Source organism: Neobacillus sp. DZ-9 (assembly GCF_059587065.1).
This window is the reverse complement of the sequence record NZ_JCAIOL010000002.1, coordinates 730,240-745,980: the sequence shown is the minus strand read 5'-3', so window position 1 is coordinate 745,980 and position 15,741 is coordinate 730,240. Positions and strand designations below refer to the sequence as shown.

General features: G+C 41.7%; 13 protein-coding genes. 2 read left to right on the top strand and 11 right to left on the bottom strand.

Features of this window, described 5'->3' with window-relative positions; translation table 11 throughout:
* Nucleotides 1-15: 15 nt before the first annotated feature.
* Together AC59HZ_RS08205 and AC59HZ_RS08200 are read right to left on the bottom strand one after the other, a co-directional pair.
* A complete protein-coding gene (locus tag AC59HZ_RS08205; RefSeq protein ID WP_496545311.1) occupies nucleotides 16-807 on the bottom strand; it encodes a putative hydro-lyase in 792 nt (263 codons plus the stop codon).
* Nucleotides 808-1,701: a DUF4392 domain-containing protein gene (locus tag AC59HZ_RS08200; protein ID WP_496545310.1), complete on the bottom strand. Its 894-nt coding sequence runs from the start codon at nucleotides 1,699-1,701 to the stop codon at nucleotides 808-810.
* Nucleotides 1,702-1,798: 97 nt separating this feature from the next.
* Here AC59HZ_RS08200 and AC59HZ_RS08195 point away from each other — a divergent pair, with 97 nt between their 5' ends.
* Nucleotides 1,799-2,698 (top strand): LysR substrate-binding domain-containing protein, encoded by a 900-nt coding sequence (locus tag AC59HZ_RS08195; RefSeq protein WP_496545309.1) that lies wholly within the window; start codon nucleotides 1,799-1,801, stop codon nucleotides 2,696-2,698.
* A 1-nt stretch (nucleotide 2,699) separates the two neighbouring features.
* Here AC59HZ_RS08195 and AC59HZ_RS08190 read toward each other — a convergent pair whose 3' ends face one another.
* From AC59HZ_RS08190 to AC59HZ_RS08180, 3 genes are all read right to left on the bottom strand, one after another.
* Nucleotides 2,700-3,539, bottom strand: a complete 840-nt coding sequence (locus tag AC59HZ_RS08190) for an ABC transporter permease (protein ID WP_496545365.1) — start codon at nucleotides 3,537-3,539, stop codon at nucleotides 2,700-2,702.
* A 74-nt stretch (nucleotides 3,540-3,613) separates the two neighbouring features.
* Nucleotides 3,614-4,546: a nickel ABC transporter permease gene (nikB, locus tag AC59HZ_RS08185; protein ID WP_496545308.1), complete on the bottom strand. Its 933-nt coding sequence runs from the start codon at nucleotides 4,544-4,546 to the stop codon at nucleotides 3,614-3,616.
* Nucleotides 4,546-6,201, bottom strand: a complete 1,656-nt coding sequence (locus AC59HZ_RS08180) for an ABC transporter substrate-binding protein (RefSeq protein WP_496545307.1) — start codon at nucleotides 6,199-6,201, stop codon at nucleotides 4,546-4,548. Before AC59HZ_RS08180 ends, nikB begins: the two co-directional genes overlap by 1 nt.
* 151 nt (nucleotides 6,202-6,352) lie before the next feature.
* Here AC59HZ_RS08180 and AC59HZ_RS08175 point away from each other — a divergent pair, with 151 nt between their 5' ends.
* Nucleotides 6,353-7,090 (top strand): gamma-glutamyl-gamma-aminobutyrate hydrolase family protein, encoded by a 738-nt coding sequence (locus AC59HZ_RS08175; RefSeq protein WP_496545306.1) that lies wholly within the window; start codon nucleotides 6,353-6,355, stop codon nucleotides 7,088-7,090.
* Nucleotides 7,091-7,285: 195 nt separating this feature from the next.
* On the opposite strand, the gene AC59HZ_RS08170 is transcribed toward AC59HZ_RS08175, so the two are convergent.
* The 6 genes from AC59HZ_RS08170 to AC59HZ_RS08145 form a co-directional block, all read right to left on the bottom strand.
* Nucleotides 7,286-9,574: an alpha/beta fold hydrolase gene (locus AC59HZ_RS08170; protein ID WP_496545305.1), complete on the bottom strand. Its 2,289-nt coding sequence runs from the start codon at nucleotides 9,572-9,574 to the stop codon at nucleotides 7,286-7,288.
* A 168-nt stretch (nucleotides 9,575-9,742) separates the two neighbouring features.
* Nucleotides 9,743-11,236 (bottom strand): M81 family metallopeptidase, encoded by a 1,494-nt coding sequence (locus AC59HZ_RS08165; protein WP_496545304.1) that lies wholly within the window; start codon nucleotides 11,234-11,236, stop codon nucleotides 9,743-9,745.
* 134 nt (nucleotides 11,237-11,370) lie between these two features.
* Nucleotides 11,371-12,783 carry a serine hydrolase domain-containing protein gene (locus tag AC59HZ_RS08160; protein ID WP_496545303.1) on the bottom strand — a complete coding sequence of 471 codons (1,413 nt, stop codon included), beginning with the start codon at nucleotides 12,781-12,783 and terminating at the stop codon, nucleotides 11,371-11,373.
* 36 nt (nucleotides 12,784-12,819) lie between these two features.
* Nucleotides 12,820-13,791 (bottom strand): ABC transporter ATP-binding protein, encoded by a 972-nt coding sequence (locus AC59HZ_RS08155; protein ID WP_496545302.1) that lies wholly within the window; start codon nucleotides 13,789-13,791, stop codon nucleotides 12,820-12,822.
* Nucleotides 13,788-14,759, bottom strand: coding sequence for an ABC transporter ATP-binding protein (locus AC59HZ_RS08150; protein WP_496545364.1), 972 nt, complete (start codon nucleotides 14,757-14,759; stop codon nucleotides 13,788-13,790). The genes AC59HZ_RS08155 and AC59HZ_RS08150 overlap by 4 nt, the downstream gene beginning before the upstream one ends.
* Nucleotides 14,760-14,844: 85 nt before the next feature.
* A complete protein-coding gene (locus tag AC59HZ_RS08145) occupies nucleotides 14,845-15,738 on the bottom strand; it encodes a serine hydrolase (RefSeq protein ID WP_496545301.1) in 894 nt (297 codons plus the stop codon).
* Nucleotides 15,739-15,741 lie beyond the last annotated feature (3 nt).

Here is a 15,741-nt window from a genome sequence, read left to right as displayed (position 1 = left end):
TCCTCCTTTCTGCCATTAAAATACTGACAGTTGATCATCTTTCAGGTCGGTGATAAACATATGTCCAGGGGCATGAGTAATCATAAATTCGACATTCGAGGCTGCTGCGACGGCTTGAGGCGTGACCCCGCAAGCCCAAAATACGGGGACTTCTCCATCATTTACGATCACTGCATCACCATAATCAGGCTTTGACAAATCTTTTATTCCAATTTGCCCAGGGTCTCCGATATGTACCGGGGCCCCGTGCACCCCCGGAAAACGTGATGTTGTCGTTACCGCCCTTGCTACTTGGTCATATGGTATGGGTCTCATGCTTACAACAAGCGGCCCCGTAAAACGCCCTGCTGGCTGGCAAGCAATTCCAGTCTTATACATCGGAACATTGCAGTTCATTTCCATTTGCCTCACCGGAATGCCCTGATTTAAAAGCGATTTTTCAAAAGAAAAACTACAGCCTAATAAAAACGAAACCAAGTCGTCACGCCAATAGCCCCGAATATTTTGGACTTGGTCCAACAGCTTTCCATTTTGGTAGATATTGTAACGCGGAATATCCGTTCGGAGATCTGCCAATGGTGCCGTTAATGGCGGATGAGGGGAACCTGGTTCCGTCACATCCAGTAAAGGGCATGCTTTTGGATTTCTAATGCAAAAAACTAAAAAGTCATAGGCCATTTCTTTCGGGAGAATCACTAAATTTGCCTGCGCATAATCAATGGATATCCCTGTGGTGGGTGATGTTATTTTATCCTCCCTTATATACTTCCTAGAAATTTCTGGACTTACATGTGCCAGCGATTCCATTTACAGAACCTCCTTCGCGTTTCTTTCTTTTAGGTCGATGCAATCAAGAATTTGCTGCAATTTTATTAAAATGAGCTGTTGCACAGAAATCGGAATGGAATCTACAGATAAACTAAATTCAAACGTTCTACCGTCTACTGCACCTGCACGAATAACAGCGTTAAGAACCTGTTCTTCCTGTTCAGGGGTTTGCAGAAGAGAACATCTTGTAAAGATACTTAATCCAGCAATTAAACCATAAGCCCCCCAATTGGAAACACCTGCAACGATTAAAAAATCGGTTGGTGTTACACAAGACTTCCAATTTAGATCGTTTTTTGCTGAGATTAATGAAAAGAGTTTACCCATTCCAATTTCATTTCCCCCATCTCCAATTCCAATGGTGCTAATCCCTTTTTGTCGTGCCATATGAAAAAGAGAATCAAAACATGCCGTGAAATAACTTAAATCTTCTCCGCGCATGCTGTAATATTTTCCATCCATTGCAGAACCCATTTGTTCTATCGCTACGACATGAGTTAATGTTTCATCATTTAATAATTGCGGAAAAATCTTCCCTTCATTCCCTTTTTCCACCACAATAATCGGGCAATTTAAATGTAGTTCCTCCAATGCACAAGTTAAGATTTCCTCGTTAAAAACATTGGTTAGCAACGTTACCTTGATTCCCAGCTTTTGGAGGGCTCCAGCTAGGAAAACAGACCCAGGAGGTCCATCTGTTTCACCTGTTTGCCTTTTTTCGATATAAAAACCAGTTACAACTAATACATGGTTAGCTGTTAATAAGGAGGTGGCTGCTTTTTTGAGCTCCCCTCTCTGTGCAAAGGTAATGAATCCCCTTTCACCGGGGTCCTCCCAAATGACATCTTCAATCTGCGAAAAGTATAAATCCACGACGAAAGTCCCCTCTACATAAGAATACAAGTATGGTATTGTAAATTTAATAAATTTTCAGAATAATCATTCGTAAAAAGGAAGTGTAAAAACGAAAGTGAACCTCGAAACGATCGAAGCCTTTGTCTATGCTTATCAACTTGGAAGTATCAATAAAGCCGCGGTTGCCCTTTATTTAACTCAACCCTCAGTGACAGCTAGAATAAAGTCTCTTGAAAGGGAACTGGATACACAATTATTTAATAGAGATGGTAATCAAATTACTTTGACCGAAAAAGGAAAGGAATTCCTTCCGCATGCGCAGCATATTCTGGAAACCTACGAAAAAATCAAATTATCATTACGGCAAAAGCAACCTTTACATGAGAATTTAACGATTGGATGTTCCTTTACGGTTTCAACCTACATACTTCCGGCCATTATCCCCCACTTAAGGGAAAAATTCCCTCTTGTTCGAATACAAGTGGTGTCGGGACATTCCCAAGATATTTTACATAGAGTTCTAAACCATGAAGTAGACTTTGGTATCTTACGTACTGTTTCACATCCTAAAATTGAAATATATCAATCTATACATGACCAAATCAATCTCATTGCTCCTCCTGGCCATCCGCTCATTCAAAAATCCGGTAAACTAACTATTAATCAGGTTTCCTCTGAGCCATTAATATTTTTTGATCATGGTTCCATTGATTGGCTGATGATCCACGGATTATTTAAAAAAAGCCACCTTCCAAATGTGATTATGGAGGTTGATAACATAGAAGCCGCAAAGAAGCTTGTCATGAAAAAAATTGGACTAAGTTTTCTTCCAGATATTTGTATTCAAGATGAATTGGCTCGTGGAGCTTTGTATAAGATTCAACTAAATCCGCCACTTCTGCTTTCCCGTAAAATCGATATCATTTGTTTACATGGAAACCATCCTAAGTTTATTGACTTTTTTGCCGAGGCATTACAAAATGGTTCAAAGAAACTATCATTACAGCCCAGTTAACCTATTGGGACGATTTTGGATCAAATATGTCTCGAAGGGCATCTCCTAAAATATTTACCGTAAATACAACGATTGTGATCGCAATACCCGGGAAGGTTGACAGCCACCACGCTTCGCGGATATATTCCTTGCCCTCACTTAACATTGTTCCCCATTCGGGGGTTGGCGGCTGGGCCCCAAGACCAATGAAACTTAAGCCGGCTGTATCTAAAATGGCAATTCCAATGTGAAGCGTCGTATAGACAAGAAGTGTGCTCAAGATATTCGGTAAAAATTGGTAAAATATAATCCAAGCTTTCGAACTGCCGAGAGCATGACTTGCTTCTACATATCCCGAAGATTTGACAGATAAGGCTGCCCCCCGAGTTAAACGAGCAAAATTTGGTATACCTGCTATTCCAACCGCGATCATTGCATTCGTTAAACTAGGACCTAATACGGCAACAATCGCCATAGCCATTATAATGCTCGGAATCGCTAATAAGATGTCCATAATACGCATGAGGAAATTATCAACCATTCCTCCCATAAAGGCGCTTATTAATCCGATGAATGTCCCCGTAATGAAGGTAATCGAAACAGACATGACTGCTACCATAAGAGTTACACGTGTGCCGTATATCAGCCTCGAAAAAACATCCCTTCCAATCGCATCTGTTCCAAGAAAATGTTCTTTTGACGGCCCCGTTAATAAGGCATCATAAAAAGGTTTAGTCGGATCATGTGGAGAAATCCACGGTCCAATTATTCCCATTAGGATAAGCAAAAGTAATACGAAAAAACTATATTTTGCTTTTTTATTCCCCCACACCTTTCCTAAAATCCTTTCCTCCGAAACCATAGAATTGTTTTCCCTACTTGGGGTACTAATGGGTTTTCCTGTTTGAACTACATTGTCAGCCTGGCTCAATTCACTCACTCCTTTGCACCGCCAATTTCAATTCGAGGATCAATGAGGCTATAGACAATATCTACTAAAATATTAATGACCACAAAAACTACCCCGATAAAAAGAATAATTCCTTGAATAAGTGGAAAATCCCTTGAGGAAATGGAACTGATCGCCAATGAGCCGAGTCCCGGCCAATCAAATACCTGTTCGATGATAACCGTTCCTCCAAGTAACGAGGCAATTTGAAGTCCAACGATGGTGACAACCGGTATCATTGCGTTCCTAAAGGCATGAATAAATAATACAGCTGTCTCACCCAACCCTTTTGCCCGTGCGGTTCGAATATAGTCAAAGGATAAAACCTCTACCATGCCCGATCTTGTAAGCCGGCTTATGACCGTAGAAGCTAGTACACCTAATGTAACAGCTGGAAGGACAATATCTCTTAGACCGGTCCCTCCCGAGATGGGGAACCAACCTAGATGAACAGTAAATAATATAATGAGCAATAGACCTAACCAAAAACTTGGAATCGAAACACCCAATGTTGCGATACTCATTGCAGCAAAATCAAAAAAGGTATCTTTTAATTTAGCCGCAAGGATCCCCATTGTAATCCCTACGATAATGGCTACTGCCATACCAGCTGCAGCAAGTTTAACGGTTTCAGGGAACCGCTCTAAAATTTCCATCAAAACGGGACGGCCCGTCTTGAAGGATGTACCTAAATCACCTTGCAAAACACCAGTCAAGTAATGAAAATACTGGAGCAAGAGAGGCTCATTGAGCCCCAATTGTTCCCTTAATTTGTGAACTTGCTCAGCCGTGGCATTCTCCCCCAGCATAATTCGAATTGGATCTCCCGGGATCAAATGAATTAGGGCAAAAGCAAAGACTGAAATCCCAAACAATACGATCAAACCGGAAATAATTCTATTTACTAGATATTGTTTCATTACTTATTCACCCATGCATCTTGATATAAAAGGCCTCGAAGTGGATGAATGTTGACACCTTGGACCTCTTTACGAATCACATTAAATTGTTTTTCTGTATAAAGAGGAATCCACCAGGCTTTTTCATTTACATATTTTTGAAGATTCTTGTAAACAGAAGCTCTCTCTTTTAGGTCAATAGTACTGCGCCCTTTCTCTAGTAATTCATCCAATTTACTGTCTTTAACGAAACTAAAGTTCAAGCCATTTCCTGCCTGACTGGAATGAAGGAATAAATAAAGCACATCCGGATCATTAAAGGTATAACCCATTAAAGTCATGTCAAAATTCCCTTTTGTCGCTTTATCAACCAATGCTCCCCACTCTAGTGTAACCACATTCACTTTCACACCAATTTCCTTCATCATAGCCTGAATCAATTGTGCTGCTTGTTCCCATGAACCTGACTGAGTTAACAAATCAAGGCTTAATTCTTTTCCGTCTTTCTCAAAAATCCCTTCTTTATTGAGCTTATATCCTGCTTTTTCCAACTGTTTTTTAGAATCATCCGGATTAAACTTATAGTCATAATCCTTTACATTTTTGTCATAACCGAAGAACGTTGGAGGAAGCGGACCGTGAGCAACTACTCCTTCGCCTTTGATAACGGCTTTCAAGATGGCATCCTTATTAATGGCCTTATTTAAGGCTTGACGGACTTCGAGGTCTTGAAATGCCGGTTTTTTCGTATTCATCATGACAAATAATCCAAGACCGTTTCTGAGCATTTCTTTCACTTCGTATTTAGGATTATTTTTATATTTTTCTACATCCTTGGCCTCTACTTTAGTAGCGATATCTACCGAGCCGCTTTCCAACGCAGCTAACATGGTTTGACTTTCTGTAATAAACTTATAAACTAACTTGTCTGGTCTTACAGGACCTTGATTTTTATAAATCGACTCTGCCCATTTAAAATCATTATTGCGAACAAAAGTGATCTGCTGTCCATTTGTCCAACTCTCGAACTTCCACGGACCAACACCTACTGGATTTCTGCCGTATTGATCGCCTTCCTTCTTAATCGCATCCATTGATAAGGGCTGCAGCCAACCTGGATCGCTTAAATATTGAAGAAGTGGAGCAAATGGTTGTTTAAGTTTCATAATTAGTGTTTGGTTGTCCGGTGCTTCTACGGATTCAATTGTTGCTAGATTGCCTCCAGCTACTTTTGCACCCGTTTCTGGATTTAAGGCCCTTTCATAGGTAGCCTTAAAAGAACTAGCTGTTAAAGGCGTTCCGTCGTGGAATTTCACATCTTGACGGATTTTAAAAGTCCAAGTTTTCCCGTCAGGGGATACTTCCCATTTTTCAGCGAGGTATGGTTTAAATTCATTGGTTTCTGGATCCTGTGTTACCAATCCGCCGCCTAGGTTCGCAGTAATTTGATCTACTATGGCCATTCCCGACTTATGAACATCTAACTGGTCAGGTTCCTCTTTTACAGCTACTGTGATAGTACCGCCATCTTTAGGTGTAAGCTTTTCCGCTTTGGTTTCTTGTGCATTTTCCTTTTTAGCTGTTTCCGTTGATGAGCTGCATCCGGAAATAACAAGTAAGAATAATAGAGAAACCATAAAAACAAAACTTGACCACTTTTTCTTCGTCTTCAACATACAGAAACCCCCTTTTAATTATGAACAAAATACTATCATAAAATTGGAGTGTTGCCTTATAGGAGTTTTCTATATATTATAAAAAGTTAGAAATTTCTAATAATAGTAAAATAGTATAATATTAAATTAAAATCGGAAGGAATGATAGAAAATGAGACCCATTATCGGCGTAACCGCTCCCATTGTTCAAGGTAAAATGACCTTGGATCAAGATGTACCCAACTCCATTCTTTTAGCCGGAGGAATACCATATATACTTCCTTATACTAAGGATTTAGCTACTTTAGATGAAGTTATCCTGCATCTTGATGGACTATTGTTAAGTGGTGGAGTGGATATTGATCCTACCCTTTTTAACGAAGAACCCATTCCTGGACTTGGAGAGATTATGCCAGAGCGGGATGAACTAGAGCTTGCTCTTATTCAGAGGGCCCTAAAGATAAATCTGCCAATTCTAGCCATATGCCGTGGCATTCAAATGCTTAATGTGGCAGCTGGAGGAAATATGTATCAAGATATTTACAGTCAAAAAGCTGATCCCCTGCAACATGCTCAAAGGGGTCCCCGTACACATATGTCCCATTATGTGCAAGCGAAGAAAGGCAGCCTGCTTCAAATAGTTTCCGGAACCGAAAAATTCAAGGTGAACAGTTTTCATCATCAAGCTGTGAAAGACCCTGCACCTGGTTTCGTTATTAGTGCGGTTTCCAGTGATGGTGTTGTGGAGGCAATTGAAAGCAAAGTGCATCGCTTTGTTCTTGGGGTTCAATGGCATCCTGAAAATCTAACATCATTCGATGAAGTTTCCAATAAGATATTTTCAGCTTTTATCAATGCCGCAATGGGAGTAGACTTCGGAGTACCCAGTTATTTAAGAATACAGGAGTGATAGCGTAGAGTTACATTGTTTACTATAAAAAATTTTTAAGACACCCGGTCTAATTGATCGGGTGTCCAGTTAGTTGATTCCTTTTAAAGTTTTTTTGTGATTATTGGATTTGGAAAATTCCCCAGTACCCGTGGTGCCAGTTCTTTTCAAACGTTACCCACCCATATAATTGTTGGTTATTTCCCATGCCAAAAGTTAAATCGTTTGTTTTGCCGCTACTTTTGGAAATTGTCTGAAATGATACGAGATTCCGGCAGGCTTTCCGTCTTTGTCTAATAGAATTTCAGCGATTTCTGTAGAATCGTTGACACTAGCAATAAAAACGGTTTCCTTTACAAATGTGATTGGAATCTCGACTTCCTGGGCAATAAGAATCGGGTTCCCGTCACTGATATCGATTTTGACTTTCATCCCCTCATTGGACTGATATTCACCGACATATTGTTCCAGAATTCCAAGCGGAAGATTATACTCCTCAAAGGAAATGTGGGATGCTTCAATGTCTCTGCCCTGATAACTATTAAGAGCTAAGTGCATGATTCTTGAAGAAGGTACACCAGCTAAATTAGTTAAAACAACACCCGTTAGGCCTTTATCAGGTAAAATACTTAATTGCGCTGCGACTGCCTTCAGGCTGCCTCCATGTTCGACGAGCTTTGTTCCGTAATAATCAGGCGTAATCATAAACCCGTATCCATAATATCTTCCCGGCTGGATTTGAATATAAGGTGTAAGCATACTGTTTACACTGTCTTCGGAAATAATTCTCTTGTCGCTAACAACCCCGTTGGTACGGAAAATCTCGGCATATTTTAACATATCACTTGCGGTTGACTTTAAGAATCCGGCTGCCCGCATTGAGGTAGTATCCCACCAGACGGGGGCTTGAAGGACTCGTTTCGTTCCTTCCTGCTTTTCTTCCGCATAACAAGTTGCAACATTATTATAATCGCGATATTCTTCAATGGTAAAGAAACTATGATTCATTCCGCATGGCTTGAGGATATGGTCATATACATATTGTTCGTAAGTTTTTCCTGAAACTCTCTCAATGATTGTTCCTAATAAAGCATAGCAATCATTGGAATAACTAAATTGGGTTCCAGGTGCATCCAATAAATCAAAACCCTGTCCAGCAATGAATTCCATCAGTTGTTCATAGGTATCAATCGGAGCTTGTTCCGTTTTTTCAACCTTTAAACCTGGATATTTATTGGCTAATGGGTCAAGATCCATCGACCGTTTCATCGCATATACCAATGATGACAAAGGCGGCAGCCCGGCTGAATGCGTCATGAAATGATGGATTGTCATTTGTTTTAACGCCTCTTGATCGTTTACTTGGAATTCAGGCAGATACTTAATCACAGGATCATGAACCTTTAATTTCCCTGCTTCCTGGAGCTGCATAATGGCCACACAGGTAAATGATTTTGTAATCGAGCCAATGCCAAAAGCCGTCTCCTCAGTAACAGGCAGGGCTTCTTCTACATTACGGAAGCCAAAGCCTTTGAAGTAGTTCAGTACTCCATCATGGGCAAGCGCAACAGATGTTCCAGGGATTTGATGTTTTTCTTTAACCTTCTCTGCAACCTCTTCAAAGCCTTTAAGATTCATAGGCACACTCTCCTTTGTCTTTTCGATAAATTCTCCAACTACTGATAGAAACAATTCCGTTTCATCTGCAGGGACATTATGGCTGCTATTTTCAAATATGACGAGTTTACTATTGGGAATTTTCTCTGAAATCAATTCGGATTCTTCCACTGGTGTAATCCAGTCATAACAGCCGGCCATCACAAGTGTAGGCACCTGAATTTGTTCAAGTTCATCCACCACATTATAGGTCCGTAAAAAGCCTCCGAAACCTTCATTGAGTGCCTCATAGGAGCGATTTCCAAGTTGAACTTTTTGGTTTTTCTCCATAGATTGCTTGCGAGAATACAGCGGGCCCATTACATCATAGTAACGACTTAACTGTTCCTGCGATTCGAATGTCCCCTCCCATAAAACCGCAGCCATTTTCTTTTGGGCTTCATTCCCATTTTTCTCAATAAAAGCTTTAGCCTTGTCTAAAAACCGATAGCTTGGTGAGGTTGTCAAGAGAAGCAATCCTTCAAGGTTTCGCTGGTATTTCAACGCATATTGCATGGCTGTCATGCCGCCGTATGAATGGCCCAGCATAAACAATTTATTTATGCCTAAATACTTCCGCAGTGCTTCAAGATCTTCCACATTTTGCTCTAATGTATAGGTGGACTGCGGCGCCCGGCTGGACAAGCCGCTGCCGCGATTATCGATATAAACCAGTTGCACCGCTTCCGACAACGGCGTTAGGGCAGGTCGAAATCCAAGGTGTGTTCCGCCCGGACCGCCATGAAGCACGAAACATACGGGTTTTTCAATCAGGCGCCCCCCGCTTTTAATTAGTCGGCCGCCCTCCACGTCAAAGAAAATCTTTGTTCCATTAATGTTCGCATACATAATCTTTAACCTCCTGTTTTAATAGCTTTAATATGGAAATGGTTCACTGCCGATTGCTGCAGCAAGGGACATCCCTTGCTGCTTGCTGTATAATCCCAAACAGCCGCTTACAATAGTTCAAATTTTTGGCCAGATGACAAATCTCCATCCGAGGGCGCTGGCTTCCGCTTATCTGCTTACCTGATCCTTTTGGGTCAGTTCAATTTCTTTATCAAATGGATAAACAGCTCCGGTCAATCTTGTATGATGAAACGAATGCAGATTAAAACTGCTAAGTCCTGGTGAGTCTACCGAGATAATCGAATGAGCTAACGGTTCAAATCCGGCTCGGAAATGCTGGCTTGATTTTAGCGCAACAATTTTGTATGTGGTGACATCGATTCCATGCAGTAAGAAGATTTGTTCATCCAAGGTTTGTGATCGTTTTGAACAAACAACAATATCAAGACCGCCGACTACTAATCTGGCAGACTTGCCAAGATCAACCTCCCTGCCTTTTCCCATTGGTGAGGATTGAATGAATACCCCATCTGTGAGCGATTTAACATAGGCTTTTATTTTTACAGGTTCGCCGTGCAGATGATCCGTTTTTCCTCCCAGACTAACCTCAAGTACCGCACCCGCTCCTTTTTCATGGGCGATATCGGCCACTTCGGGATCATAAATAAAGCCAAAGCAAGCATTATCAAGGTCTGCTTTAAGCATCGCCGAAAGTAAATGGGTGCCGTCTCCAGGTGTTCCACCTCCAGGGTTATCCGACGTTTCATTCATGACGATAGGTGCACCTGATATTGCCAGGCCCTTTTGAATACCTTCTTCTGGTGAGTCTATATGAGGAAAAAATTGGTCTCTCACATTCCATATCATTTCGGCAATTTCCTGTGAAGTTTGGTCAGCAAGCTCTTGATCATTATTCGTGACGGTTAACACGGTGACACCGACTTCCGGGATATTGGTGTATGGAAAACCGTGAAAGAACGTACAGTCAAGAACGACATCTTGTTCCTCACGCGCCCAGCAAAACTGATTTATATCCTTTGCTGGTGATAGATTGGTTGTTGAAGTGGGAATTAACAATGGTAATTTCTTGAGACTCATCTTTGGCTGCACTTCTCCTAAGAGAATTTGTTTCGTGATATCGATGGCTTCGATTCCTCGTTCATAGGCATCTACATGCGGATAAAAATTAACGCCTAACAGGACATCTGCTTCTTTTACCATTTGGTCAGTGATATTTCCATGCAGGTCCAAAGTGACGACAACAGGAATGTTATAGCCAATCACACCTCTGACTGTAGATAGAATCGCCCCTTCCAGATCGTCAATTCCTTCCGCTACACCGGCACCATGGAGAGCAAGGCAGACGGCGTCGAATTCTCCGGCCTCTTTCATTCCATTGATCAATTCTAGAACTAGCCGCTCATACGTTTCACAGGTAATAATCCCGGACGGCATGGCAGTAGCCGCAAATGCCGGAACAATTTCAACGCCAATTTCCTCGGCCCGGTCGATCATCCCCCCAAGATAATCACGTACTCGTCTATGTCTTTGAATAATCTCCGCTCCATGCGCCCATTCCCATTGTTTAAATGATTCAACGGTTGTTTTTACCTCTGAAAACGTATTTGTTTCATGTGTAATTTCACCTATTAAAATTTTCATTTTTTACAACCCGCCTTTTTTAGAATGAAAAAATTGGTGTTTGATATCATGGACTGGCCCTCGGCACAGTTAATGAAAAACCTTAGCCAAGTTCGACTCCATTCAGCTAAGGTTTCAGGATGAGTCCTGGCTAATTAGCTATTTTTAGGGAATTGTCTAAAGTGATAAGCAACCCGTTCAACTTCTCCTTGTGCATCGCGGATAAACCGAATAATTTCTGTTTGATCCTTTACACTTGTACGGAATAAATCTTTGCCAATACATTGGAGTTGGAATGTTATATCGTGAACACGAATTCCAAGTATTCCATCATTTTCAACGATTTTGACTTGCATTCCTTCATTAGATGTATAGGTTCCTTTGATTTCTTCGACATTTTCGACCTGACATTCGGTGAACGTCACGGCAGATGCTTCAGGGGCACGGCCTTCGACTGCATTTAACGCACCGCTCATAATCGTGGTAGCCGGTACACCAGCAAGATTCGTCAAAATCATCCCGGTAATTCCACGCTCTGGAATAATACAAAGTTGAGACGCAATGGCTTTCAGATTGCCGCCATGCTCAATCAATTTGGCGCCATGGTAGTCTGGTGTAATCATTAATCCATAACCATAGAATTTTCCTGGAGCAATTTCGAAATGAGGAGAGGTCATTTGCTGAACACTGTCCTCAGATAAAATTTGTTTGTCTCCGACTTTCCCGTTATTTCTAAAAATTTCCGCGTACTTCAACATATCGTTAACGGTCGACTTCAGATAACCGGCACCTCTAGTTGCAGGAGCTTCCCACCAAACAGGTGATTCGTATACTTCCTCCTTTCCATCTTCATTTAACCTGGCAGCGTAGAGAGAGGTAATATCCACTTGATCCTGTAATTCTTCAATCAGGCCGCAAGTGTTGTTCATTCCAGCAGGCTCTAGAATATATTGCTTAACATACTGTTCAAATGGAATCCTGGACAGTCTTTGGACGATGGATCCTAACAAAGCATAAGAGTCATTTGAATAACTAAATTGTGTTCCTGGCTCGCCCAACAATTCAAAATCAAGACCCGCAATAAATTCCATTAACTGTTCATACGTATCAATCGGCTCGTGGTCATTTTGCTTTATCTGCAGCCCGGGATAATCACTAATGGATGGATCGGCTTCAAAGCTGCGCTTTTTCGCATAGAAAAGAGTTGGCAACGGCGGCAGTCCCGCTGTATGGGTCATGAAATGATGAATAGTCATTTGCTCTGTGTATTCAGTTGATGTAGAAAATTCAGGAAGGTATTTGACAACAGGGTCATGAACAGACAGCTTGCCGGCCTCTTGCAGCTGCATAATCGCCACACAGGTAAAGGATTTAGTTACCGAGGCAATCCCAAAAACTGTATCCATTGTGACTGGAAGCTGGTTTTCGATATTCCTGAAGCCGAATCCCTTTTCGTATAATAACTCTCCATTAAGGGCAAGCCCTAATGCCGCACCCGGGATTTGATATTTCTTAATAAGGGCTTCTGAATAATTTTCAAACGCAGTAAAATCAACAGTTTGCTTCATACTTTTCTTTCCCTTCACATCTTTTTATTGGGTAAATTATTCATACAAATGGCATGCAACAAAATGTCCAATGCTGATTTCAACCTCATTCGGTTTCACTGTTTTACAAATATCCATACAGGCGTTGCATCGTGTATGGAACGTACAGCCCTTTGGCGGGTTGGATGGATTTGGAACATCTCCCGTTAAAATAATTCTTTCCTTTTTAATTGTTGGATTTGGGATTGGAACAGCAGTCATCAGTGCTTTTGTATAAGGATGGGACGGATTTCGAAACAATTCCTCTTTTGAAGCAATTTCCACCATTCGTCCTAAATACATCACACCGATTTTATCGCTGATATGTTTTACAACACTTAAATCATGGGCAATAAAGATATAGGTTAAGCCTAGTTGATCTTGAACATCTTGAAACAGATTTAAAATTTGGGCTTGTATCGAAACATCGAGTGCGGAGACAGGTTCATCAGCAATAATGATGGAAGGATTTACGGCGATTGCCCTGGCGATGCCAATCCGCTGCCGCTGTCCGCCGCTAAACTCATGCGGATACCGATCGCCAAGTCGGTGGTTTAGCCCTACCTTTTCCAATAGGTTTTGGACGATTTCCTTGCGTTCTTTAGTATCCCTGCCAATTTGGTGGGTGGAGAGAGCTTCTTCCAAAATGGAGCCGATTGTCAACCTTGGATTTAATGATGCATACGGATCCTGAAAGACGATTTGCATTTCTTTTCGAAGTTTTCTAAGCTCAGTTTTTTTCAGCTTGGTAACTTCCATTCCTTGATATTTAACAGAGCCGCTGGTCGGTTCAATTAACCTCAGGATACTTCTTCCAGTCGTTGATTTACCGCAGCCGCTTTCACCTACTAATCCAAGCGTTTCTCCTGTCTGCAATGAAAAAGAAACTCCATCAACTGCTTTGACAACACTGTTTGCTTTTCCAAAGATTCCATTTTTAATAGGAAAATAGGTTTTCAGGTCCGCTACTTCTAATAAAGCCGTGCTCATGCAGGTTCCTCCTTCCCATCATATAACCAGCACCTGACATTTTGATTATCAAGTTGTACGAGTGGTGGATTTTCATGTGTACATTTTTCGATTGCATCCTTGCATCTAAATCGGAACGGGCAGCCCTGTGCGACCTCGCCAAGCAAGGGAACATTGCCTTCAATGGGATGGAGCCGCTCAATTTGTTCTTCCAGGTTTGGAATGGAGTTTAATAGTCCAACCGTATAAGGATGTTTTGGAGCCGCAAACAGTGTATAAACATCGGCTTCCTCCACAATTTGTCCATAATACATGACAATGACTCGGTCTGCCGTTTCAGCTACAACACCAAGATCATGAGTAATTAATAGAATCGTCGTTTGAAACTGGGATTTTAAATCGTTCATCAAATCTAATATTTGTGCTTGGATGGTGACATCAAGTGCAGTGGTCGGTTCATCGGCAATTAACAAGGCGGGGTTGCAGGCCATGGCCATAGCAATCATCACCCGCTGTCGCATCCCGCCGGACAATTGGTGCGGATACTCTTTGATAATTTTTTCGGGGCGGGGTATGCCTACTTTTTTCAGCATTTCAATCGATCGATTCCTAATTTCTTCTTTAGAGGCTTTTGTATGTAATTCGATTACCTCTCCAATTTGATCACCAATTCTATGAACCGGATTTAAAGAGGTCATAGGTTCCTGGAAAATCATCGATATATCCCGGCCACGAATCGTCCGCATCACTTTACCTGGCAGACCGTTAATTTCTCTTCCATTTAATTTAATACTGCCTTCCACCTCGCCGGCATGTTTGGGAATTAAGCCCATGATTGAGAGAGAAGTGACACTTTTACCGCAGCCTGATTCTCCCACAAGCGCCACTGTTTCACCCTTGTTCAGATGAAAACTGACGTTGTTGACTGCGGTTACTTTCTTTTTATCGTCGGAATGGAACTTGACTAGGAGCTGTTCTACTGAAAGCATCTGGTCTTGATGGGTTGACACTTTTAAACGTTCCCCCTGTTTTTCTCTCTGATTTACTTCGGATATCAATGTGATCCCTCCCTCACTAGTTGATAGACTTTTCTGTTGCAAAGTGGTTGTATGCGGCTTTGGCAATTTTGGCAATGGTGTGTGCACCCTCATGAACAGAGGCATTTCCACTTGATAGTACGGAAATGAGCAATTCGCCACGGTCATCTGGCAGATAAATAATCCCCGAATCATTGACCGTACCACCTACTGTCCCTGTTTTATGCGCCACTTTTGCAACCGGCGGCAATAAGAAAGGGATCCTCTGGTTTAACTGTTGTTTTAATAAAATTTCCAGAATCCCGTTAGCTGAAAACTCGCTAACACCTTGGCGCAGCAAGATTTTTTCTAGAAGCTGATTTAAATCAGTGACGGTTGCGACATTGTTTTGCTCATTCTCTTGAAAAACAAGGCTGTCCGCATCGAATTTTCCCTCGTCAAGCAATGAGGTAATTTCATCATAGGCTTCTTCAGAATAAGGAACAGGCTGCTTCCCGACACTTAGAGCCAGAAGCTCCCAACAGGAATGACAAACAAAAATTTGCTCCAATTCCAGTTGCTTCATAAAGGATTGCACCGTTTTTTTTCCAATCAACTGAAGTAATTTATCAGTGGCCGAATTGTCACTTATAATGATCATTAACATCGCTAAATCTTTCACGCTGATATTGGTCCCTGCATCCAACTCCTTTAGAACGCCCGACCCAGGCACCCGTTCCTTTCGCGTTAATTCAATCCGGTCGGATAAAGCAAGCCGTCCCTTCTCCACTTCATTAAACAAGGCAGCCAGAATCGGCAGCTTGAACACGCTGGCAAGCTGAAACAGTCTCTGCCCATTCACGACCACTTCCTCGCCGGTTTGCAAGTGCTTGATAGCCACCCCAAATGTCCCGGAAGCGGTTTGTAAAATTTCTTCTATTTGTTTTTGCATGGC